Annotated in this window: 20 protein-coding genes; 11 read left to right on the forward strand and 9 right to left on the reverse strand. The window is 54.9% G+C overall.

Translation table 11 applies throughout. From position 1 onward, the window contains the following. Window positions 1-347: 347 nt before the first annotated feature. Window positions 348-2132: a hybrid sensor histidine kinase/response regulator gene (locus ACOTZD_RS06265; protein ID WP_045350806.1), complete on the reverse strand. Its 1785-nt coding sequence runs from the start codon at window positions 2130-2132 to the stop codon at window positions 348-350. Further along, window positions 2129-2761 carry a response regulator transcription factor gene (locus ACOTZD_RS06270; RefSeq protein ID WP_174402426.1) on the reverse strand — a complete coding sequence of 211 codons (633 nt, stop codon included), beginning with the start codon at window positions 2759-2761 and terminating at the stop codon, window positions 2129-2131. Before ACOTZD_RS06270 ends, ACOTZD_RS06265 begins: the two co-directional genes overlap by 4 nt. Window positions 2762-2936: 175 nt before the next feature. Here ACOTZD_RS06270 and ACOTZD_RS06275 point away from each other — a divergent pair, with 175 nt between their 5' ends. Both ACOTZD_RS06275 and ACOTZD_RS06280 read left to right on the forward strand, forming a co-directional pair. Further along, a complete protein-coding gene (locus tag ACOTZD_RS06275) occupies window positions 2937-3251 on the forward strand; it encodes a lipoprotein (RefSeq protein WP_003862457.1) in 315 nt (104 codons plus the stop codon). 116 nt (window positions 3252-3367) lie between these two features. Further along, window positions 3368-6445, forward strand: coding sequence for an autotransporter outer membrane beta-barrel domain-containing protein (locus tag ACOTZD_RS06280; RefSeq protein WP_100154218.1), 3078 nt, complete (start codon window positions 3368-3370; stop codon window positions 6443-6445). Between the two features lie 61 nt (window positions 6446-6506). Here the strand turns inward: ACOTZD_RS06280 and ACOTZD_RS06285 are convergent, their stop codons facing one another. Then, window positions 6507-7034 (reverse strand): helix-turn-helix transcriptional regulator, encoded by a 528-nt coding sequence (locus tag ACOTZD_RS06285; RefSeq protein WP_174402430.1) that lies wholly within the window; start codon window positions 7032-7034, stop codon window positions 6507-6509. A gap of 668 nt (window positions 7035-7702) precedes the next feature. Between ACOTZD_RS06285 and pgaA the strand changes: the two genes are divergently transcribed. Genes pgaA through pgaD form a run of 4 tightly spaced genes read left to right on the forward strand, consistent with a single transcriptional unit; the run spans window position 7703 to window position 13842 of the window. Further along, on the forward strand, window positions 7703-10141 hold the full coding sequence (gene pgaA / locus ACOTZD_RS06290) for a poly-beta-1,6 N-acetyl-D-glucosamine export porin PgaA (protein WP_096947221.1): 2439 nt from the start codon (window positions 7703-7705) through the stop codon (window positions 10139-10141). Window positions 10142-10149: 8 nt separating this feature from the next. Continuing rightward, on the forward strand, window positions 10150-12087 hold the full coding sequence (gene pgaB, locus ACOTZD_RS06295) for a poly-beta-1,6-N-acetyl-D-glucosamine N-deacetylase PgaB (RefSeq protein ID WP_174402427.1): 1938 nt from the start codon (window positions 10150-10152) through the stop codon (window positions 12085-12087). Further along, entirely contained in the window at window positions 12080-13411 is a 1332-nt protein-coding gene (pgaC, locus tag ACOTZD_RS06300; protein ID WP_003862462.1) for a poly-beta-1,6-N-acetyl-D-glucosamine synthase, read from the forward strand. The genes pgaB and pgaC overlap by 8 nt, the downstream gene beginning before the upstream one ends. Beyond that, a complete protein-coding gene (pgaD, locus tag ACOTZD_RS06305) occupies window positions 13408-13842 on the forward strand; it encodes a poly-beta-1,6-N-acetyl-D-glucosamine biosynthesis protein PgaD (protein ID WP_023323741.1) in 435 nt (144 codons plus the stop codon). The genes pgaC and pgaD overlap by 4 nt, the downstream gene beginning before the upstream one ends. 52 nt (window positions 13843-13894) lie before the next feature. Here the strand turns inward: pgaD and gss are convergent, their stop codons facing one another. Continuing rightward, window positions 13895-15757, reverse strand: coding sequence for a bifunctional glutathionylspermidine amidase/synthase (gene gss, locus ACOTZD_RS06310; protein WP_047053898.1), 1863 nt, complete (start codon window positions 15755-15757; stop codon window positions 13895-13897). Window positions 15758-15940: 183 nt separating this feature from the next. Between gss and yghU the strand changes: the two genes are divergently transcribed. Together yghU and fucR are read left to right on the forward strand one after the other, a co-directional pair. Continuing rightward, window positions 15941-16807: a glutathione-dependent disulfide-bond oxidoreductase gene (gene yghU / locus ACOTZD_RS06315; RefSeq protein WP_003862465.1), complete on the forward strand. Its 867-nt coding sequence runs from the start codon at window positions 15941-15943 to the stop codon at window positions 16805-16807. 76 nt (window positions 16808-16883) lie between these two features. After that, a complete protein-coding gene (gene fucR / locus ACOTZD_RS06320) occupies window positions 16884-17633 on the forward strand; it encodes an L-fucose operon activator (protein ID WP_023314843.1) in 750 nt (249 codons plus the stop codon). A gap of 2 nt (window positions 17634-17635) precedes the next feature. Here fucR and ACOTZD_RS06325 read toward each other — a convergent pair whose 3' ends face one another. Next, window positions 17636-19183 carry a methyl-accepting chemotaxis protein gene (locus tag ACOTZD_RS06325; protein ID WP_174402428.1) on the reverse strand — a complete coding sequence of 516 codons (1548 nt, stop codon included), beginning with the start codon at window positions 19181-19183 and terminating at the stop codon, window positions 17636-17638. A 152-nt stretch (window positions 19184-19335) separates the two neighbouring features. Between ACOTZD_RS06325 and ACOTZD_RS06330 the strand changes: the two genes are divergently transcribed. Beyond that, complete coding sequence (locus tag ACOTZD_RS06330) at window positions 19336-20376, forward strand: aldo/keto reductase (RefSeq protein WP_032610129.1); 1041 nt, start codon at window positions 19336-19338, stop codon at window positions 20374-20376. Between the two features lie 58 nt (window positions 20377-20434). Here the strand turns inward: ACOTZD_RS06330 and ACOTZD_RS06335 are convergent, their stop codons facing one another. Then, window positions 20435-20923, reverse strand: coding sequence for a TIGR00645 family protein (locus tag ACOTZD_RS06335; RefSeq protein WP_003862473.1), 489 nt, complete (start codon window positions 20921-20923; stop codon window positions 20435-20437). A 43-nt stretch (window positions 20924-20966) separates the two neighbouring features. After that, complete coding sequence (locus ACOTZD_RS06340) at window positions 20967-21470, reverse strand: ESA_00282 family adhesion-associated protein (protein ID WP_003862475.1); 504 nt, start codon at window positions 21468-21470, stop codon at window positions 20967-20969. A 102-nt stretch (window positions 21471-21572) separates the two neighbouring features. On the opposite strand from ACOTZD_RS06340, the gene ACOTZD_RS06345 reads away from it, so the two are divergent. Beyond that, on the forward strand, window positions 21573-21977 hold the full coding sequence (locus tag ACOTZD_RS06345) for a hypothetical protein (protein ID WP_032610130.1): 405 nt from the start codon (window positions 21573-21575) through the stop codon (window positions 21975-21977). A gap of 1 nt (window position 21978) precedes the next feature. Next, window positions 21979-22404, forward strand: coding sequence for a hypothetical protein (locus ACOTZD_RS06350; RefSeq protein ID WP_003862479.1), 426 nt, complete (start codon window positions 21979-21981; stop codon window positions 22402-22404). Between the two features lie 80 nt (window positions 22405-22484). Here ACOTZD_RS06350 and exbD read toward each other — a convergent pair whose 3' ends face one another. Both exbD and exbB read right to left on the reverse strand, forming a co-directional pair. Continuing rightward, window positions 22485-22910, reverse strand: coding sequence for a TonB system transport protein ExbD (exbD, locus tag ACOTZD_RS06355; protein WP_001251472.1), 426 nt, complete (start codon window positions 22908-22910; stop codon window positions 22485-22487). 4 nt (window positions 22911-22914) lie between these two features. Further along, the gene (gene exbB / locus ACOTZD_RS06360; RefSeq protein WP_003862482.1) at window positions 22915-23646 is read right to left on the reverse strand and encodes a tol-pal system-associated acyl-CoA thioesterase; all 732 of its coding nucleotides are present in this window, start codon (window positions 23644-23646) and stop codon (window positions 22915-22917) included. Between the last annotated feature and the right edge of the window lie 90 nt (window positions 23647-23736).

The following is a 23736-nucleotide window of genomic DNA, read 5'->3' on the forward strand; positions in this document are numbered from 1 at the left end:
TACTGGGGGCAGGTCACTCTCACCTAATGCAATATAGTTGAGAACTGGGATACGAAGATGGGCCATCTTAAACCAAGGCAATTTGATGGTAGGATTATGGTAGTTTTGAAACACCGTATTTAAGCATTGCTTACATCATATTGCAGCAAACTTAAACATTTTTCTCAAGGCAAACCAGTAAAAAACTGTTAGTGCTGATAGAGCATTTGGTCTTTTTTGAAGGGATTGAAAATCCCCGTGTCCTTGGTTCGATTCCGAGTCCGGGCACCAAATTTCATATTAACGGACCTCCACGGAGGTCCGTTTTTGCATTCTGAGCCCGCCAGAATCATTACTTCTGCATTCCCTTAACGACACCCCAACCACTGCGTCAGTAGCGAATGCAGTTTAGCTGGCTCCAGAGGCTTGCGGAGTACCAGGTACCCCTCCTGCTCCGCCTCCAGCAGAACCGGTGAATTAAATTCGCCGCTAACTATCGCGCCGCTCATATCCGGCAGACGTTCAAAAAGCGCTTTCAGGATATCGAAGCCGCTTTCGCCGGATCGCAGGCGCTGGTCGCACAGCACGGCGAACGGCGTAAAGCCGTCGTCGATTATGGCAAACGCTTCTTCAGCGGAGGCCGCACAGCGTACGTCGATTCCCCAGACGCTCATCAGGCTCTCCCAGGCAGACGTCACCAGCGGGTCGTCATCGACGACCAGGCAGGAACCGTGCAGCGGCGCATAGCGTACCGGCGTGGCGGTGTTATCAGCGGCGGGCGGGGTATCCAGCACGCTATCTTCGCCAGCATATTGGGTAAAGCGCATCCAGAAGCGTGAGCCTTTCCCTTCAATGGATTGCATCCCGTATTTCACCTTCATCAGCTTGGCACAACGGGCAACGACGGCCAGTCCCAGCCCGTGTCCGGCGCTGTCGATCTTCCATGCCAGCTCGGGGCGGTAGTAAGGTGAGAAGATTTTGCCCTTCTCTTCATCGGCGATACCGACTCCCGTGTCCCACACCTCCACCATACACTCGTCACCGCGCGGTCGGATGGCGACCAGCACCCCGCCCTGGAGCGTGTAGCGAAGGGCGTTTTGAATCAGGTTGATCAGGGACTGTCGCACCAGTAGCGGATCGCCCATCACGTAGATATGGCGTTTAGGCCGCCGGATGCACAGCCTAAGCGCGCGGCTGTTGGCCTCTTCACGAAACAGCGTGATGACCGAGTCGAGCAGAGCACCGATATCCACTTTGGTCGGGGCAGAGAGGACATTCCCGGATTCTATTTTGCTGAGATCGAGCAGAGAGTTGAGCATTAAATGTACCGAGCGAACGCTCTGCTGAAGGTCAAGAAGCTGTGGCGTCAGGCTGCCGTCCCGGTTTCGATGGAGGATGGCTTCGATCAGAAAGCCCATAGCATGCACAGGCTGGCGCAAATCGTGGCTGGCGGTGGTCAGAAACTGATTTTTATCCAGCAGTGCCTGCTCCGCGTCCTCTTTGGCCTGACGAAACTGTTCCGCCAGCCGTGAGCTTTTTTCCTCAAGCAGTGCCTGCTGAATAAAGAACGCATGGGAAGTTAACGCATGGCGGTAAATTGCGAAGCCGTAAAGCAGATTCAGCATGAGCACGATGAACATCAACTCATCCAGCCGCCAGATAATACCGAGGTTCAGCACCCCCCAGGAGGCGAAGAAAAAACGCGTGAAGGTGCTGATGACAGGCGTCAGATGTGTCGCATTGGCGGCGACGATGGCGGCGATGCTGATATTAAGTAACAGGAAAAAGTCAAAATTCTGCGTCTGTGGCGTAATTAAATAGAGTGAAGAAATTCCCAGCCCGTGAATAAAGGCAATATTATTAATACGCGGAAGCCAGCGTCGCAGGACGTCCCTCTCACCGTTTTCTTTCGCTTCACGCTGATAGCATCGGTGCAATAGTCGTATCGCCACGGCACATAGCAGATAAATAATTATCCAGATAATCGTTGGGCCGAGGTCGTCCCCAAGCATATAAATCCAGATGGCGAAAGGAATACCCACAAAGGGCACAGCACTAAAGCTAAATACCAGCCGAAGAAAGGTGTTGTTTAGCAAACGGATCTGCGCCGGAGCAGAGATACCATCATTTTGTAAGCTCTGGAAAAACCTCATTCCGACGGTTCCTGCTTGCCATGCAGAAGCGTGATGGCTTCAACCCGGCTGTTAACGCCTATCTTTTTCAATATATTGCTGATGTGTTCTTTGACCGTGGGCTCAGAAATTGAAAGCTGTGCGGCGATTCGTTTATTTGGCAGGCCGCGCATAATCATATTTAACACGTCTATTTGTCGCGGCGTTAAGTTAAATTTACTTAACTTCTCATTATTGGCCTTAACGGAAATTTCGTTTCCCTCAGGAAACCAGGTCTGATTATCAGTGAGCGCGAAAACGGCCCGCGAGAACATCTCAGGTGGCTCGCTTTTCAATACAAAACCGTGTACCCCGGCGGCATTAACTTTGCGCCAGATATCATTATTGTCATCCCCGCTGACCACCAGGAGTCGTACCTGTGGGTAAAGTTGTTTTACTTCTTTGAGTAATTTCAGGGCCGTTCCGGAAGAGAGCCAAAAATCGATTACCAGCAAACGTGGCGGGCCATGATCTCTAATTTGTCGGTAGCAATCATCCTCATTCGTCACCACACACGCCTGTTTAAACTGGCAATGTGTAATCAGAAAATTGGCGATGCCGCTTGCTACCAATGGATGGTCATCAACGACTAACGCATAATTCTGTCCCAAAGGAGCCTCCTTTTACCTTCGCATATCTTAGAGTACAGATGAATTATTATCTACCCACCCTACTTTAGGAGGGTTTTTTCGATTAGGAAAGAGAAATATATTATTCGCTGATTTGGGTAAAAGAAAACATAAATACAATCAGTGAAATTAACTGGTTGGATATCAAGGATAATTTATGAAAAAACCACTAATCGTTTTAACCGTTACGTTGATGTTAGCCGGTTGTTCCACGTTGAAAACCGATCAGGCTATTCCACTCCTGCAAGCGGAGACCGCTAAAATGCTGGGATTGGGCTCATCGGATGAAATAACTGTGACCAACGTTAATGGTGCCCAGCCGGACGCACTGGGAGGACAAAAACTCTCTTATCGCGCCACGACGGAAAAAGGGCGTATTTTCGATTGTTCATCGATGATGATGCCGGGAATTTTAGGATCCGCACCGACGCTGAGCGCGCCAACCTGTACACCTGTTGTCACACATAAATAATTAACGCCGCATCAAAAGGCGTACATAAATAACGCCTTTTACATTATCTGGCGTATCTGAGTTTTCATAAAAAAACGATGTTCCTGACATCATGCTAATGAGTACGGAGATAGCCCGTGAATAACTCTACATCGCATTCTTTAGCGGTTAAGACACCGCTTTCCAGACTTTACCTCGCTCTATTTTCCGCGCCGCTGTTACTGTTTTTACCTGCCGATATCGTGCGTGCAGCCGATGCCTTTTTTGATGGCGACTCGCGTATTACCGAAACGCTGGGTTACACCGGTGATGTGTATGTTGGACGTAATCAACGCGGAAATCTGTTGATCGATAATGGCAAAATCACCGCCTATAACATCAATATCGGTCGGCTGTTCGACGGCAAAATTTATGAAAGCGTGGTCACGGTCCGTGGGCCAGACGCTGAGCTTAACGCGGTGAACGATCGGTACGTCCTGCGCGGCGACCTGAATCTTGGCCTCGGCACCCTGCGAGTCGAAGAGGGCGCGCTGGCGAGTGCAAAGGAGATTGTTGTCGGCACCACCCGCGGCTACGACAGCCACCTTATCGCCACGGGTGCTGGCTCTCGTGTGACCAGTAATTTTCTCAGCGTAGGCACCGATCTGGGCGCACGCTCCACGCTTGCGATTGAAGACGGCGCTGCGCTCAATACCGCTTACGATGCACGCATCGGCAACGGTACCGGACCGGGTGAAACCGACACGCTGAGCCCGAAAGCCACCGTCACAGGGAGCGGCTCACAGTGGAACGTTGGCCGTACGTTGACGCTTTATGGCGACCTGGACGTGCTGAACGGCGGAACGGTTAACGTTGGCGGCGTGCAGGTGGCAGGCGTCTCCGGGGCAGGGAAAACCGCCGAGCTGGTTATTGCGGGCGAGGACTCGCGCTTTACCAGCGGCAGCAGCGTGAGCGTGGGCGATTACGGCAATGGCGTGCTGTCTGTGATTGACGGCGGTTCATTTTCCGCTGGCAGCAATGCGCTGATCGTGGGGACATCGGGTTCCGGCTCGAACCGGGGTGCGCTCATCATCGGCAGCCGCGGCAATATGGACACCGGCACGGGTTTAACTGAGCCAACGCTTGGCACGGCGGGCGGCGCAGGTACCCTCGATGCGAAGACGGCAATAAGCCTGCGTGGCGGACTGTTCGGCAGCTATGTCTACTTCAACCATACCGACGGAAATTACATCTTCAGCAACACGATGAGCGGTGAAGGTGATGTGATCAACACCTCCGGGCAGACGACGCTGAACGGCGATCTTTCCGCACTCAAGGCGAACGTCACCGCGCGGGGCGGTAAAGTCATTATTGCCAGCAATATTAATACCCAACCAGAAGACGATATTTTTGACGTCCAGACGCTTAGCGCGGAGAACGGCGGCACGCTGATCCTCAATGCGACGGCGGGTTCAGACGTCAGCAACGGGGTGGGTTACAGCAGCGCCGCGTCAATCAAGTCCGGCGGCACGCTGGGCGGCAACGGGACGCTGGGCCAGACCGAGATCCTGTCCGGCGGACATATCTCGCCCGGCGACGGCAATATCGGTACGTTGACGCTGAAACGCTATCTGAACTTTATCGGCGAATCCTTCTATGACGTCGATATCGCAGGAGATGGCCGCAGCGACCAGCTACTGGTATCGGGCAAAACCACCATCAGCAATCAGGCTAAGGTACAGGTCACCGCGCTGGATCCGCAAACCAGCTATAAAACGGGCCAAAGCTACCGCATTTTGACCTCCGACGGGGGAATTGACGGTGAGTTCGCCGGCGCGATCTCCAAATCCGCCTTCCTCGACGTGGCGCTTAAGCAAAGCACCAACGCCGTCGATCTGACCATCGCGCAGAAAGAGACCGGTGGCGAGAATCCTGGAGGAGAAAATCCCGGAGGCGAAAACCCTGGCGGTGAGAATCCTGGTGGTGAAAACCCCGGAGGCGAAAACCCTGGCGGTGAGAATCCTGGTGGAGAAAACCCCGGAGGCGAAAATCCTGGCGGTGAGAATCCTGGCGGTGAAAACCCCGGAGGTGAAAACCCGGGCAGCGGCAAGCCGGGCATTTTCCAGACCGTGGCCCAAAGCAGCAACCAGTGGAATACCGCTGGCGCGCTCTCCACGCTGACGCAAAGCGGCCCGTCTCTGGCGCTGTATAACTCGCTGCTTCTGCTGAGCGCACCGGAAGCGCGCGAGGCGTTCAACCAGCTTTCTGGTGAAGTTTATCCGTCAATGCAGTCCAACCTGATCGCTGGCAGCACGCAGGTGTTTAACGTGTTAAACCAGCGCATGCAGCGCGCGTTTGATAACGACAGCCTGCCGATACCACCGTTAGCCATGTCGCTGGTGCAGCAGCCGGAGCCGCAAAACAATGGCGTCTGGGGCCAGACCTTCAGCTCCTGGAGCCGAAACAGCGGCGACGGTAACGTGGGCAAGCTGGACGGCAACACCACCGGCTTCCTGCTGGGGGCAGATCGCAAGCTGGCGGACCATAACGTGCGTGTCGGCGGCTACTTCGGCTACAGCCGGGGTGATTACGACGTCGACAGCCGTCGCTCCTCAACGGATACCGACAACTATCACCTTGGCCTGTATGCGGCGGGTCAACAGGATGCGTTCTCCCTTCGCGGCGCGCTGGGGTACACCTGGCACAAGATTGAAGGCGAGCGCAATGTTGATTTCAGCGGTTTCTCGGATCGGCTGAAGTCAGATTACGACGCCAACTCCCTGCTGGCGTTCACCGAAGCGGGCTACCGTTTCGGCCAGCCAGACAGGAATATTGAGCCGTTCGTCAATTTATCGTACATCCGGCTGCATACCGACAGCTTCAGGGAAGACGGCGGTGCCGCTGCGCTGAGCGTCGGTAACGAAACGATGAACACCTTCTACACGACACTCGGGTTGCGCGGTGTGACCGAGCTGCCGAAGCACGTTAACCTCTACGGTTCATTGGGCTGGCAGCACGCCTATGGCGATAAGAATACCTCTTCGCGCATGGCGTTTGCGGGCAGCGACGCGTTCATTACTCAGGGACAGGCCGTGGATGAGGATGTGATGGTCGGTGATATCGGCGTGAGCGTACAGCTGTCGCGTGCTGCGACGCTGGATGTGGGTTACCAGGGACAATATGGTGCGGATACCCGCGTCAACTCGGTTAACGCCAATCTGCGCTGGTCGTTCTGAATTATTTCCATTAAAAGAACCCGCCCTCGTGGCGGGTTTCTGCTTTTGGCTTCTGACGAAGCTAGGGATCGTTCCCAACCGCGTCCAGCAGTTTGTTTTTAAAGATAAACAAACACGCCTCGTTGAAGTTCCCTGCCCCTAACCGCTCCGACAGCACCGTTCGCTTGCGATAGAGGCTTTTAACCGACATATTCAGCTTATCTGCAATCTCTTCCATTGACCTCCCTGCCTTCAGCAACCGGATCATTATCGCTTCGTGTCGACTCAGCCGTAAGTTAAGCAGCCATTTGGTTGTCAGACGCCTGCCTTTCATATCGAGCACCAGATTGAATAACAACGCCATATCCGGAGCCGTAAGCGACGTGTTCATAAACAGCTTCATACTGAGAAGATCCTCCTCTCGAGGACGCATATCCAGCATAACGCAGCAGATCGTTTTTCTCGTTCTGGCCGGATGGCGTATCAGGTAATCATATAAACGGAGCGGCGTACGGCTATCAATCAGTACAGTATATTCATTTGCGTCGGTATCAAATATGTTTCTGTCTATCGAACTGAGGCAAATTATATCCGGGAAAAATAGCCGCATCCCCCTGACAAGGAAACAATCCTGAGTCACTAACACTATTGAAGTCGCCACTAACCATCCCTTTTAGATTAAAGCAAGCCCGCCTCTTAAGAAACAAGAACGCTTTCGTTTATAGCGTTTTACATTAACGGCAAATGTTTTCTGGCTTTGATCATCCCTCAATATGACATTGGTGAGCTAGACTTTTTGCAGACTATCACTCAATGCCTGGCGTTAATTATAAATAAAAAAGAATTTCAGAAAAGTCACTTCTCTGAACATTAAGAATTTTTGTCATGAAACTTCCCAAACATGCACCAGAAAGTACTTTAATTAACTCAGAAGAACTTCATTTTGAATATAACAAAACAGGAAGCAGAGAAAGAAAAATCATTTAATATCAATTAATTAAAAACATCAACCCTGCACTAAATTATCTAAAAAACTTACTTCCCCCAGAATTATCTCAAAACCTCCCAGCCGCTTTTCAACTTATTTATCCCCCAACACATCGGGTGTACATTAAGCCCAATCAGACCACTGAGATGAGGGCTCATAATTACCTTTAAGTAAGTACCCCATAACGTAGCATCATTCAGATTTAATGTTCTCCTTTATGCCCTTTAACACAGAGTTAAAAGGCGGCCGTGTTATGCAATGGATTCACAATAAACAAATGGCAAATAGATATGGAAAGATCGCTTAGCTTCACTACGTTATTCTTTTATCGCACCACAATATTATTGTTCCTGCTTTTACTCTTTCCTGTTCTGGTTCAGGCTGATGAATCCGTTTATGAGCATCAGATACAACAGGCACGTAACGGTAATTACGCTCTGTTTCTTGATTACCTACAGCGCTATGAGCAACAACATGCTTTAACACCCGGACAGGTTGCGGACTGGTTACAGGTAGCCTCCTGGGCAGGACGCGATGACGAAGTTATCCGGGTCTGGCAGCGTTATGGTATTTATATGCCGCTGCCCGCTCGCGCCATCGCTGCCGTCGCCCAGTCCAGAAGAAACCAAAAAGCCTGGCCATCCGCCTTATCGCTGTGGAAAGAGGCGCTCAGCCTTGCGCCGGATAACGACGATTACCGCATCGGCTATGTGAAGACTCTGGCCGATGCCCGCAAAGATCGCCTCGCGCTTTCGGAAGCCCGGCAGCTGGTTAAAGACAATCCTTCTCCCGCGCACCTTGAGACGCTCTCCTATGTCTGGATGCGCCAGGGAAAAAACGGGGATCGGCTGCTGGCTGACATGCGCGCACTAAGCGCCGCGCCAGGGAATGAGGCCCTTCTTCGCGAGACGATCGATGCGCTAACGGATAACCGGGTAAGCACGCCCGCACTCTGGCTGTCACAAAACGCGGCGCTCTCTCCTGCGGAGCGCCGCCGCCTTGAGCGTAACGCCGCGGCTGAACGGGTACGCCTGGCGGATGTGCCTGGCAGAACGGAGAAAGAGCGCCTGCGGCTGGCACAAAACGCATTAGATCGCTATCACGCCCTGCTTTCCCGCTGGCAAAACGACCCGCAGGCGGCTGAAGACGTCATCCTTGCCCGTATCGATCGGCTTGGCGCCCTGTATGCGCAGGGTAATTACCGGCAGGTCATTAGCGAATATGAGTCGCTGACGGCCGCACAGCATCCGGTGCCGGACTGGGCCATCGGCTGGGTGATCTCTGCATATTTGCAGGAGAAAAACACCGTTGCCGCCTTCTCGCTTGTGCAACGCTATCCACACTACGCCTCCGATCCGCAGGATGAGGAGCATGCGCTTTTCTACGCCTGGCTGGATACGGGGCAATATCAGGCCGCCCGCCGCTACGTTGAGCGCGAGACCCGCAGCGTTCCCTGGACCCGCTACGATTTCGGGTCCCCCGCCGCCCAGCCAAACGATCGGTGGCTTACCGGGCAGTCACTCAAATTTAACTATTTGCTGGCAACCAACGCCCTGCCGGAGGCCGAAAAGCTGTCGTATCGTCTGGCGTCAACGGCGCCGGGAAATCAGGGATTACAGATTGATTATGCCGCCCTGCTTCAGGCCAGAGGCCTGCCGCGCGCGGCCGAGCAAAAGCTTAAACGAGCAGAGGCGCTCGAACCCACGAATCTGGAGCTTGAAAAACAGCAGGCTTACGTCGCAATGGACCTTCAGGAGTGGCGCCAGATGGATTTACTGGCTAATAACGTAATTGCTCGCGCCCCCGCCGATCGCAGCGCCCGTCGCCTGGACAGACTCAGAATGGTCCACCATATGTCTGAGCTGCGTCTGAACGCGGCTAAAGGATTGCACTCAGATAACCCCGTCAGCGGTAGCCACGACATGAACTGGGACGCCACGCTCTATGGCCCGCCCGTGGCGGATAACTGGCGGCTGTTTGCCGGCACCCGCTATGCCCAGGGGAATTTCGACGAAGGTAAAGGCATCAGCCGCCACCTGTTGGGCGGCGTTGAGTGGCGCCCCCGTGACCTCACGCTCGAAGCCGAGCTCTCCGGCAACCACTATCACGGCAAAAACAGGCCGGGCGCACGGCTCTCAACAACTTACAGCCTGAGTGATAACTGGCAGGTCAGTGGTAACCTCGAGCGCTTGTCACGCGCCACACCCTTACGGGCATTACGCAATGGGATTAGCGCCAACCGGGGTGAAGGTGGGGTGCGCTGGTATCAAAACGAGCGACGTGAATACCAGTTCAACGCCGCAATCAGCCGCTTCTCAGACCACAACCGCCGTCAGGAATACACCCTCTCTGGGAAAGAGCGTCTCTGGCAGACCCCGACCCTGACGCTGGAGCTCGAACCGGGGATCGCCGCCAGTAAAAACAGCCTGCGGAATACGCTCTATTACAACCCGGCACGGGATCTGTCCGTGACGGCTGCCCTGTCCGTTGACCATGAGATGTACCGCCACTACGACACTCTCTGGAGCCAGCAGTTCGTGGCAGGCGGGGGCAGCTACTGGCAGAAAAATCAGTCACCTGGCGCCGTTACCCTGCTGGGTTACGGGCAACGCATCCAGTGGAACAACGTTGTCGATACTGGCGTGATGCTGAACTGGGATAAGCGCCCTTACGACGGCAAACGCGAGAGCAATCTCTCCGTCACGTTAGATGCGACTTTACGCTTTTAAGGATGAATATGCTGAACACACGTTTTTCTGTAAGCCTGATCGTCATCGGCTGGCTCTGCCTCAGCGCGAGCCTCTGCGCGCAGCCGCTCTCCTTTATGGCCCCTGAAGAGAGGCCGCAGCTGGAGGCCAGCAAACCCTGGCCGGAGAATCAGTTTTTGGTCCTGGCCTACCACGACGTCGAAGATGATGCCGCCGATCAGCGCTACCTCTCCGTTCGCACCAGCGCGTTAAACGAGCAGATAAGCTGGCTTTTGCACAACGGCTATCACGCCATTAGCGTGCAGGACATTCTGGATGCGCATGAAGGAAAAAAAGCGCTGCCGCCGAAAGCCGTTTTGCTCAGCTTCGACGACGGTTATAGCAGTTTTTACACCCGGGTCTGGCCCCTGCTTCAGGCCTGGAACGTTCCTGCGCTGTGGGCACCGGTGGGCAGCTGGGTGGATACGCCGGCAAATCAAAAAGTTAACTTCGGCGGTCTGATGACGCCCCGCGATCGCTTTGCCACCTGGGATATGGTTCGCGAGCTCAGCCAGTCCCCGCTGATTGAGATTGGCTCGCATACCTGGGCCTCGCATTACGGCATTCCGGCCAACCCGCAGGGAAGCCGTGAACCCGCCATCGCTAACCGTTTTTTTGATAACGCGACGGGGCATTACGAAACCGATGAACACTTCAATCAGCGGATCGCCGCAGACGTACGGAAAGTCACCGATAAAATCACCCAGGTGACGGGAAAAGCGCCGCGTTCCTGGGTGTGGCCCTATGGGGCTGCTAACGGTACATCGCTCGCTATCGCCCAGAAACAGGGCTATCAGCTGGCCTTTACCCTGGAGGACGGGCTGGCAAACGTGCGCGACCTCGGCAACATCCCGCGCCTGCTGATTGCCGGAAATCCGTCGATAAAAACCTTTGCCAACACGGTTAGCCGCGTTCAGGAGTTTGAACCGGTGCGCGTCATGCATGTTGATCTTGATTACGTCTACGATCCCGATCCGGCCCAGCAGACGAAAAACATCAACAAACTCGTCCAGCGGGTCTACGACATGAAAATCAGCCATGTGTTTCTCCAGGCGTTTTCGGATCCGCGGGGCGACGGCAGGATCAGCGCGCTCTATTTCCCCAACCGTCGTCTTCCGGTCCGGGCCGATCTCTTTAATTTTGTCGCCTGGCAGCTACAAACCCGCGCGGGAGTGAAAGTCTTCGCGTGGATGCCGGTTCTCTCTTTCGATCTCAGTCCAGCCTTGCCGCGCGTGCAGCGCCGGGAGCGTCAAACGGGAGAGTTGACCGTGGCCGCCGAGCCCTATATCCGGCTCTCCCCCTGGAGTCCGCAGGTTCGCCAGCAGTTGACGGAGATCTATGAAGATCTGGCCCGCTATGCCAGCTTCAACGGGATCTTGTTCCATGACGACGCAGTGCTGACGGACGTTGACGATGCCGGACAGGATACGACCCGGCAGAAGAGCCAGCGGCTTATCGGCTTTACCCGCACCCTGAGCCAGGCGGTGAAAAACATCCGTGGCCCGCAGATCAAAACCGCGCGGAACATGTTCGCGTTACCCATTCTCGAGCCGGAAAGCGAGGCATGGTTTGCGCAAAATCTGGATGATTTTCTGGCGGCCTACGACTGGACGGTGCCGATGGCAATGCCGCTGATGGAGTCCGTCCCGGCAGAAGAGAGCAATGCCTGGCTGACGCGTTTAGTCAAAGCCGTCGCCGCACGCCCCGGCGCGCTGAATAAAACGATTTTTGAGCTACAGGCCAGGGACTGGGCGCAGAAACCGCAGCGTGCCGTAGCCGATGAACGTCTGGTGGAGTGGATGCGGGTGCTCCAGCTGAACGGCATCAAAAATTACGGTTATTACCCCGACGACTTCCTCAACAACCAACCTGATATTTCGCGTATCAGACCTGAATTTTCTTCGTACTGGTATCCTGACAATGACTGATCGCATTATCGCCTTCTCTATTTTGTGTCTGGTATTCGGGTTGCCGTTAGGCGTAGCCGCGCTGTTTACTGGCGAACTGATTCTGGACTTTGTCTTTTTCTGGCCGCTGTTTATGTCCGTGCTCTGGGTAACCGGCGGCCTCTATTTCTGGTTTCAGCTTGAACGGCACTGGTCGTGGGATAACGCAACACCCGCCCCCGCCTTAGCCGGTGAGCCGTTAATCTCGATTCTTATTCCCTGCTTCAATGAGGAACGCAACGCACGGGAGACCATTAGTGCCGCGCTGGATCAGCGGTACTGGAATGTAGAAGTTATCGCCATCAACGACGGTTCTTCTGATAACACGGCGGAGGTACTGCAACAGCTGGCGCGGGAGCAGCCGCGCCTGCGGGTGATTAATCTCGCGGAGAACCAGGGGAAAGCCGTGGCGCTCAAGGCCGGCGCTGCGGCGGCCCGGGGCGATCTGTTGGTCTGCATTGACGGCGACGCCCTGCTCGACCGCGACACCGCGGCGTATCTGGTGGCACCGCTGATTCAGTATCCCCACGTTGGGGCCGTCACCGGAAATCCGCGTATTCGCACGCGCTCAACGCTGATTGGTCGTATTCAGGTGGGCGAGTTTTCTTCCATTATTGGCCTCATCAAGCGAACGCAGCGGATCTATGGCCGGGTCTTTACCGTCTCCGGCGTCATCGCCGCCTTTCGCCGACAGGCGCTGGCGGATGTCGGGTACTGGAGCCCGGATATGATCACAGAGGATATCGACATAAGCTGGAAGCTTCAGCTTCGCCACTGGGATATCTTTTTCGAGCCACGGGCACTGTGCTGGATCCTGATGCCGGAGACGCTAAAGGGACTGTGGAAGCAGCGTCTGCGCTGGGCGCAGGGGGGGGCAGAGGTGTTTCTGGTTAACCTGCGCAAGATGGCCCGCTGGGAGCATCATCGCATGTGGCCCCTGTTTCTCGAGTACGCCCTATCAACGCTGTGGGCATTTGCCTATGGGGCGACCGTGGTGTTGTTCATTCTCAGCCATATTATCCCTCTTCCCGCGAACCTGGCCGTTGCGAGCCTGTTTCCCCCGGCGTTTACCGGGCTGCTGCTGGGCGTAATGTGCCTGCTGCAATTCCTCGTCAGTTTGTATATCGAGCGGCGCTACGAGCGGAATGTGGCAGGCTCGCTGTTCTGGGTAATCTGGTTCCCGATGGTGTACTGGATGATTGGCCTGTTTACCACCCTCGTGGCATTTCCGAAAGTCATGCTTAAACGTAAACGCGCCCGCGCGCGCTGGATCAGTCCGGACCGGGGTAAAGGGAGCATTCAATGAACGAGAGTACGTTAATTTTGACTGAACATCGGCTGGCACCGCGTCTTTTCGATGCTGCATTAACGCTGATAGCCTGGGGAGGATTCCTGTTTTTCCTGTACGCCAGGCTGTGGATGCAGTTAACCGAGGAGGGCGATCACCGCTGGAACGTAATTATCGCCTCGTTTAATACAGTGCTGGTTTATCTGCTGATTGCCGCGTTCAACGGCTGGCTGCTGATCCTGTGGTATCAGTACAATCGCCGCCGCGCGCATGTGAGGCGGCGTCATCCGGAAATGTTGCGCCATGACGAGCTTGCCCAAAGTTTTAACGTCACGCCGCAAATTATGTCCGAGATGAGCCAGTACAACCTGCTGACGGTTTACCATGACCAGATTGGCCGGATCATTGATTTGAAGATCAGCGAGCAGCAGGACGAGAAAGAAGAGTAAGAAAAAGCCCCCGCAGGTTATCCGGCGGGGGCTTTTTTGTCGCGGGTATGAATTAGTTATCCTTCACCACAATCAGCGGTTCAATATCGCTCTCTTTCTTCACCACCAGCGAGTTATCCCCACGCAGGCAGGTTCCGCCATAATTCCCGCCCACGGTAAAGGTGCAGACCTGAATGTATCTGCCGTCAACCTTCGGCAGGCACCATAGCTGCTGGTAGATATTCTTGCGGTCAACAAACTTGCCGCTGGACTGGTCCAGCAGTTCGTCCTGGGCGCCGATCAGATCGATATTGCTCCCGCAGCGTCCGGCGATCGGTTTAACGGCATAACCGGTCCGTTTGAGCAGATCGTTGACCTCAAAATCGGTATCCAGCAGGTAACGGTGGTTCGGGAAGAGCTGCCACAGCACCGGCAGGATCGCCTTGTTACCTGGGATCACCGTCCACAGCGGTTCAAAGACCAGCACTTCCGGGCGCAGCAGGACGTCAATCAGGCGCACTTCACCTTGCGGGTGACCGGTGCGGATAGGCACGGCGGCGTACTCGGTTTCGCTCACCTCGCGGATCTGCTCAATCGCCGTTTCCCAGGCCCAGGTTTTCCATACGCAGTTAACGTGACGGCCTTCATCATCAATCAGTTGCCCGGCGGCATCCCAGCTCAGCGCGCCCAGTCCATGCAGGATTTTGGTTTCAAACCCGGCCTGGATCAGCGAGCGCTGAATAAAGAGCGCGTGGTAATCCTCTTCAATATCGTTGTCCTGCATGATATGGACGAACGGCCGCGCGTGGCTGTGCTTCCATGCGCCGGTCAGCTCCTCCAGCAAGCCTTCCGCCGGATTGTGGCCGGTGCCGCGATAGCCGTTTTTCACCCACTCTTCAAGAATCAGCCCGCCCTCGGTATGGCAGGAGGCGGAATCCGCGTTGTACTCGTAAACCTTAATGCCGCGCTCATCCATGCAGAAATCCATACGACCGGTGATCATATGGTGACGACGCCACTGCCAGGAGAGGCGCAGACGCGGCCAGAGGATTTTTGGGATGTCGAAAAGCGCGAGTAAGCTGTCGTCTTTCAGCACCTTGTCGGTGGCATGAAGGTACATCAGGTGCAGTTCGTTGGTGGCTTTGATCAGCTCCTGCTCGGCGCTTTCGGTAATGGTGAAATACTGGCAGGGATCGTTGTTGATAACGTGGCCGTTGGCGCGAACGTACGCCTGTTGCAGGGCGTCGTCTTCATTGAGCCATTTCCCGTCGAACTGGCGGTTGTTCTTCAACCGCGCGCCGCTGATTTTCAGCAGTTCACCGTCGATCTCCGGCTGAGGAATACTGTGTTCCGTCTCCTCCGTCTGGATCATCCAGCCGAGGATCTCGGTATCGTTGAACGTGTCATGAAGCGTATAGCAACCGTCCTCCACGCTCAGACGCAGCTCGCGCGTCCACTGCTGCCCCATCGGCAGCGGGGAGTGAATAACGTTCTGCTCGGCAATGCGTACTCTGTCATCCAGCAGCTGGGTAATGACGGCGACGTGGCCGGTCTCATGAAACTCACCGCCCTTTTGCCAGATGAGCAGCGCACCGGCCTGCGGCGCACGTTTTGAGCCATTAGCAAAGGCCTGTAGCGGCAGAATATTGTCGTTTACCACCTGGCGCAAAAAACGCAGGGAGAAGATCTCCCACGCCATCCCGACGTCGGTAAAGACAAACCCGTGATTGAGAAACAGGAAACGGCGCGCAAACTCAACGCACTGCCATTTATGGCCCATGTACTCGTTGCCGATATAGCTGCGGAATTCCGCATCTTCCGGGTAGTGACGCGGATCGAGACTGCCGTAATTTGAAGAGTAAATCGCCACGCCACCCGGCGCATAACCTAATAACGTCCCGAAGGGGGCGTCACTGCTTAACGTTCCTTTACGCATGTGTCCAACCTAAAACAGGCAGGCGGCAATTTTTTTGTGGGGTTGTCGTCGTCTGCACGTTGTAATTAACTGACAGAGGTGGCGTTATCATACACCCGCCCTGCCCATTACGCTCGCATCGTTAAACGGTTCCTGCATCTCCTGCTACACTGCCTCAACACAACACCAAAGAGGCAGGCCAACATGTCAGATAACACCTATCAGCCACCGAAAGTGTGGGAATGGAAACAGAATAACGGCGGCGCGTTCGCCAATATCAACCGTCCCGTCTCGGGCGCGACGCACGAGAAAGAGCTACCTGTGGGCGCGCACCCGCTCCAGCTGTACTCTCTCGGTACGCCGAATGGACAGAAAGTTACCATCATGCTGGAAGAGCTGCTGGCGCTGGGCGTGACGGGCGCGGAATACGACGCATGGTTGATCCGCATTGGCGAGGGCGATCAGTTCTCCAGCGGTTTTGTCGACGTGAACCCGAACTCGAAGATCCCGGCCCTGCGTGACCACTCCACCACCCCGCCGACGCGCGTCTTTGAATCCGGCAATATCCTGCTCTATCTGGCCGAGAAATTTGGTCACTTCCTGCCAAAAGATCCGGCAGGACGAACGGAAACCCTGAACTGGCTGTTCTGGTTACAGGGCGCGGCCCCGTTCCTCGGCGGCGGTTTTGGCCACTTCTATAACTACGCGCCAGTGAAGATTGAGTACGCTATCGATCGCTTCACCATGGAAGCTAAACGCCTGTTCGACGTGCTGGACAAACAGCTGGCGCGCGGTCGTTACGTAGCGGGTGAGGAATATACCATTGCGGATATGGCAGTCTGGCCATGGTTTGGCTGCGTGGCGTTGGGCAGCGTCTATAACGCCGCCGAGTTCCTGGATGCCGGGAAGTACACCAACGTGCAGCGCTGGGCAAAAGATGTGGCGAATCGTCCGGCCGTGAAACGCGGGCGCATTGTTAACCGTACCAACGGCGAGCTGAACGAGCAGTTGCATGAGCGTCATTCAGCAAGCGACTTCGATACCCAGACGGAAGATAAACGTCAGGGTTGATCCATGACCGGGCGGTTCGCCGCCCTTCTTCCGCGATGAGAAAAATGCGTCAGCACGCGTGCGCAAGGAGCCTCGTATGTCAGACCAGACGCTAAAAGCGACCCGACAGCAGAGCCTTATCACCCTGCTGAGTCAAAGCGACTGGCTGACTACCGAGGTGCTGGCTGAAAAGCTCTCCGTCAGCAAAGAGACGATCCGCCGGGATCTGAAGTCGTTGCAGCAGCAGGGGAAGCTTCTGCGCCAGCACGGGCGCGCGCGTCTGATTCACCCGGACAGCCGCGACAGCGGTGAACCCTTTGGCGCACGCCTGAAAAGCCATTATGCCGACAAAGCCGATATTGCCCGCCACGCGCTGGGCTGGATCAGCGAAGGGATGACCATCGCCCTCGACGCCAGCTCAACCTGCTTTCATCTGGCGCGCCAGTTGCCGGACATCGACCTCACCGTATTTACCAACAGCCTGCCTGTCTGCCACGAGATGGCAAAGCGCGAGCGGATCACGCTTATCTGCTCCGGCGGAACGCTTGAGCGTAAGTATCGCTGCTATGTTAATCCGGCGCTGGTGACGCAGCTAAAAGGGCTGGAGATCGATCTGTTTATCTTCTCGTGTGAAGGGGTCGATGAGCATGGCGTTCTCTGGGATCCGTCCGAGCACAACGCGGGCTTTAAGGCGCTGCTGTTAAACCGCGCCAGCCAGTCGCTGCTACTGATCGACAAAAGTAAATTTATGCGGGCAAGCGAAGTGAAAATTGGTCAGCTGTCGCAGGTAACACAGATTATTCAGAGCGATAAACGTCAGGCCGCCAGAGACGGCCTGACACGATGAGGTTACGCGGTGAGACGGAATTTCTGCACTGAGCGCTGGAGTTCTTCGGTCTGCCGTTCCAGTGCGGCGGCGGCGGCGGAAACCTGCTCCACCAGCGAGGCGTTCTGCTGGGTCACGCCGTCCATCTGCGTGATGGCAACGCCGACCTGAGAAATTCCTTTGCTCTGCTCCTCTGACGCGGTGGCGATCTGCTTCATAATGACGGTCACTTCCGTCACGTCGCGCAGGATTGCTTCCATCGTGGTGCCGGTATCGTTCACCAGCTGCGCCCCCTGCTCCACGCGGGCAACGGAATCCGCAATCAGCCCTTCGATCTCTTTGGCCGCATTCGCGCTGCGGCTGGCCAGATTACGTACCTCACCCGCCACGACCGCAAAGCCTCGCCCCTGCTCCCCGGCCCGGGCGGCTTCCACCGCGGCGTTCAGCGCCAGAATATTAGTCTGGAAAGCGATGCTGTTGATAACGGTGGTGATTTCAGCGATTTTTTTCGAGCTGTCCGAAATGCCGCTCATGGTCGTAACCACATCTTCCACCAGCGACCCGCCGCGGCTGGCCGTGCTGGAGGCGACATCCGCAAGCTGGCTGGCCTGGCGCGCGCTTTCGGCGTTCAGATTCACCGTTGCGGTAAGCTGCTCCATGCTGGCCGCGGTCTCTTCCAGCGCGGCGGCCTGCTCTTCGGTACGCGAAGAAAGATCGTTATTCCCGCTGGAGATCTCCGTTGCCCCGCGCCAGATATTCTCGCTGCCGGAACGAATCGTGCTGACCGCCTCCCGCAGGCTGTCCTGCATTGCACTCAGCAGCGGTACCAGTTGCCCCACGCAGTTGCGGCCCAAAGATTCAATCGGCTGGCTGAGGTCGCCCTGCGCAATCTGGCGGAACTGCTGACGGATACGATCCAGCGGTTTTACCAGTATCGCCACCAGGTAGCGGTCGGTGAAAAGCAGGATCAGCAGACCCACGATCGTGGCGGTGATAATTACCGTCCGGGTCATGCTGGTGAGGCCGTCGACCACCACGCGCGTGCTGTCGAGCGCCTTCGCCGCGGTATTGTTAAAGTTCTCAGCCGCTGACCCGAATGCACGGCTTAGCGGCGGCGTGACGTTGTTGGCATGCTGACGATAACCTTCGAGCGTCGCCTGCTTCGCCTGCGCCATCTGCGGTGTAACGCCCTGATCGAGCAGCGCCTGCCAGGTGGAAATCACCTGCGCAGACACCTTTTCATCCATCGGGCCCGGGGAGATAGCTTTCATCTCTGCCAGCTTTTTACTCATGTTATCCAGCGCCTGCTGAGCAGGAGCCAGGTCCGGCGTGCCGCCCGCCGCTTTAACTTCCATTGCCCGGCTCAGGCGGGTGACGAAACGGAAATACTGATCGTTGCCCTGGCTCAGCACCGTCATTTGCCGGACCAGCTGGCGGTCAACGTCATTACCATCAGAAACACGAGACAGAGACCAGGTGCTGTAAAGCCCCACGCCTGCCCACATGACACAAAAGATCCCCAGTATCGTCAGCATGACGAAACGGATGGTGAAATTACGAAGCATCTTCATTGAGTATTCCTTGCCGTGAGGGTGAATTCGCCCAGAGGCGAGTACTCCCCTCGTTATCGGCAGATACTGTAGAAAATATACTTTTTTCATTATCGAGTCGGCATAGAATGAAAACGTTGTTTCGAAAATTCACCGACAAGAAAGGAGACATCATGTCCTGGCACCCTTACACCGGCCGATACGAAAACATGCAGTACCGATACTGCGGCAAAAGCGGCCTGCGCTTACCGGCACTGTCGCTGGGCCTGTGGCACAGCTTCGGTCACGTTCAGCCGCTCGATTCCCAGCGCGCGCTGCTGCGTAAGGCCTTCGATCTCGGCATTACCCACTTTGACCTTGCCAACAACTACGGCCCCCCTCCGGGCAGCGCTGAAGAGAATTTTGGCCGCCTGCTGCGGGAGGATTTTGCCGGCTATCGTGACGAGCTGATCATCTCCACCAAAGCGGGCTACGACATGTGGCCAGGACCGTATGGTTCGGGCGGTTCACGTAAGTACCTGCTCGCCAGCCTCGACCAGAGCCTGAACCGCATGGGTGTGGAGTATGTGGATATTTTCTATTCTCACCGCGTAGACGAAAACACGCCGATGGAAGAGACCGCCGCCGCGCTGGCACACGCGGTGCAGAGCGGAAAAGCGCTGTATGTCGGCATTTCGTCTTACTCCACGGAACGCACGGCGGCGATGACCAAATTGCTGCGCGAGTGGAAGATCCCGCTTTTGATCCACCAGCCGTCTTACAACCTGCTTAACCGCTGGGTCGACAAGACCGGCCTGCTGGACGCGCTGGAGAAAAACGGAACGGGCTGTATCGCCTTTACCCCGCTGGCACAGGGCCTGCTCACCGGAAAATACCTGAACGGCATTCCGGACGGTTCACGTATGCAGCGCGAAGGGAAAAAAGTGCGCGGCCTGACGGAGAAAATGCTGACGGAAGCCAACCTGAGCAGCCTTCGTCTGCTGAACGAGATGGCGCACGCGCGCGGGCAGACGATGGCGCAGATGGCGCTAAGCTGGTTGTTGAAAGATGAGCGTGTAACGTCGGTACTGATTGGCGCGAGCCGCCCGGAGCAGCTGGAAGAGAACGTTCAGGCGCTGAATAACCTGCGCTTTAGCGAAGATGAACTGATGCGGATTGACCAGCACGTTGCGGATGGTGAGCTGAATTTGTGGCAGGCGTCGTCGGATAAATAGTGCGGCCTGCTGCCCTTACCACGCCCCCTCTCCCACAGGGAGAGGGGGCGTGGTGAATTTATTTCTTACTGATCTTATCCAGATACCCCATCACAAACGCCGACAGCACAAACGTCAGGTGGATAATCACATACCACATCAGCTTATTATCCGGGACGTTTTTCGCGTCCATAAAGACGCGTAACAGGTGAATAGACGAAATTGCAACAATCGACGCCGCGACTTTATTCTTCAGCGATGAGGCGTCCATTTTCCCCAGCCAGCTGAGCTTTTCTTTGTGCTCGGCGATATCAAGCTGAGAGACGAAATTCTCATAACCGGAGAACATCACCATCACCAGTAATCCTCCCACCAACGTCATATCTACCAGCGACAGTAGAACCAGAATCAAATCGGCTTCTGCCACGGAGAAAATGTTTGGCAGGACGTGGAATATCTCCTGAAAGAACTTAATCGTCAGGGCGACCAGCGCCAGGGAGAGACCAAAATAGACGGGTGCGAGCAGCCAGCGAGAGGCATACATTGCGTTTTCAAAGAAGCGTTCCATAAAATCCTGTCTGCAAACGAAACCAGCGCTGAGTATATCTCAACTATACCTCGTTGGGATCTACATCCGGACGCGCATACTCCGGCCAGACCAGCGCGACCAGTTCCGGGTAGGCTTCCAGGCTAAACTCACGAAAACACTGGCGCAGATTTAATACATCTAAATCGGAGTACGACACCTTCTCGCCATTCAGACAGCGCTTTTTGATATTGTCGTAATATTTATAAACCGCCGAATTAAGGTCGCTACAGCGGCGCTGCGCGTCGAACAGGCCGGGCGTATCATTAATTTCGGCCATTTTCATTCGCTTAATTGTCGCATGGAGGAAATCGATATATTCGTGATTTACTCGCCAGTACCAGACCGGCGTCACGGCGTTCATCAATACGGAGAAATGATCTTCCCCCTCCTCTTTCGACATCAATTCAGGCTGCGGCGGTTCACTGACGTCTTTTGACACTTTCGTTTTATTGAACTCTTGCATCAATAAAAGCACGCCAGCGGTCAGTAATAGTAACGTTATGACCGTGAAGAAAATGCTGTTCATGGGTAGGCTCCATTTTTTTTGATTTTAAAATTGCCTCATGATATTGTCAACGAATCTCACCCTTTTTCCAACCCCACCCTTTTGAAATTAAAGGAAATTAAAATGCTGCCCGACAATCTTGTCCCGGCAAAGTACCACATTACGCCTGTGGAACAGCCTTCGACGGAAGCAGATAAAGAGGCGAATTTCACTCAAGGAAAAAGAAAACTCTCCGACTATGAAGCCGACATATTAATTGGTGTTACACGCACCGGCAAATCCCGTAATATGGTGCTGGAAGAGCACGATCGCCATTTAAAAGAGCGTTTATTTCGCGCGATCAAGATTGAAGCCTTAGTTCATCTGCTGAATGATTTACAGGCCGAAGGGGAAATAGACGCCCAGACGCTAAGTCAAATAATGGTCGGGAAAACGCAGCAAATAAATGAAGCCGGCAATGAAATTTGGCTTAATTTAATTACGCGTGAAAAAAACAATCCCATTTTTTATAACCTGGGGGAAGATTAACGTGAATGATGATAGCGGTAATAACGTTTATTTGACTTTAGATGATAAAAAAAGCGATGAATTTATCTTAAAGCAGAATCTCGACGCCCTGAAAAAGATAAAAAATGACGAGATGACGCGAATTACGCAGGATTTGGTTTCGATTCCGGCCACGCTGGTACGCCTGAAATGGCAGAACCGTCGGGAGATTTACGCCTTGCAGGCCAAGGAGGAGATTTACGGCGCGGTGATGAACGCCATTATTGAACAGCGTCCTGAGCTTAAAGAGAAGATCCTCGGGCGACTGGAGGCGAACTATCAGTACCTGCTGGCACGCGAGACAGCCACCCTGCGCCTGACCCGTAAACTCTCGGAAGGCAATTACCGTACATCAAACGTGACCTGTGTGGCGCTTGATGAAGAGGCGCCGACGGCGCCTTCAGAGTGAGACAACAATGATTGTTGCGGAATGCAGGCCGGGTAATGCGACGCCGCCACCCGGCAGGCAAGGCTGCAAGAGCCTTCGTTTTACTTCGCGGCCGCTTTCTCTTCGCCGACCAGACCAATCTTCAGGTATCCCGCCTGATGCAGCGTGTCCATTACCTTCATCATGGTTTCATAATCGACGGTTTTATCCGCGCGGAAGAAGACGGTGGTGTCTTTCTTGCCGCCGGTGAGCTGGTCCAGCGCCGGAATAACCGAGGCATCCGTTACCGGATCGTTGCCCAGGAACATGGACTTATCGGCCTTCACGGACAGGTAGATAGGCTTTTCCGGACGCGGCTGCGGCTGGCTGGAGGACGCAGGCAGATTCACCTTCACATCCACCGTCGCCAGCGGTGCGGCAACCATAAAGATAATCAGCAGAACCAGCATGACGTCGATAAACGGCGTCACGTTGATCTCATGCATTTCACCGTTATCGTCCAGATTTTCATTAAGACGCATTGCCATACAATCAACCTACGCGCAGTTTGGACGCCGCATGAACCGGTTTAACGGCGCTGGCGTTCAGGTCCAGATCGCGGCTTTGCAGCAGCAGAACCTGCGCGGCAACGTCACCCAGTGTGGCTTTGTAACTGCCAATCATGCGCGCGAAGATGTTATAGATAACAACCGCCGGGATAGCGGCAACCAGACCGATAGCCGTTGCCAGCAGCGCTTCTGCGATACCCGGCGCGACGACCGCAAGGTTAGTGGTCTGCGTCTGGGCGATACCGATAAAGCTGTTCATGATGCCCCAGACGGTACCGAACAGGCCGACGAACGGGGAGATAGCGCCGATAGTCGCCAGGTAGCCGTTACCGCGGCCCATATGACGACCCACGGCCGCAACGCGACGCTCCAGACGGAAGCCGGTACGCTCTTTAATGCCTTCGTTATCTTCACTGCCTGCGGAGAGTTCCAGCTCGTTCTGCGCTTCGTTCACTAACAGGGTAGTCAGGCTTTTCGCATGGAAGGATGAGGTGATATCAGAAGCCTGATCCAGAGAACGGGCTTCCGCCAGCTGCTTCTGCTCACGCTTGAGGCGGCGTTTTTGTGAAAGAAGTTCGGCGCTCTTGCTGAAGAAGATAGCCCAGGTGATCACGGACGCCAGAATCAGGCCGATCATCACAATCTTAACTACGATGTCAGCATGTTGATACATGCCCCAAACGGAGAGATCCGTCTGCATCAAATTATTACCCACTCTGTATCTCCAGGACGCAAATCACAAAATCTGAACGTAATAATATCAAAACGTCGTCGAATTGATAGTAGTTCTCATTAGTATTTACAT

It is taken from the genome of Enterobacter cloacae complex sp. SHL022 (genome assembly GCF_049237785.1).
Taxonomy (GTDB): domain Bacteria; phylum Pseudomonadota; class Gammaproteobacteria; order Enterobacterales; family Enterobacteriaceae; genus Enterobacter; species Enterobacter hormaechei_C.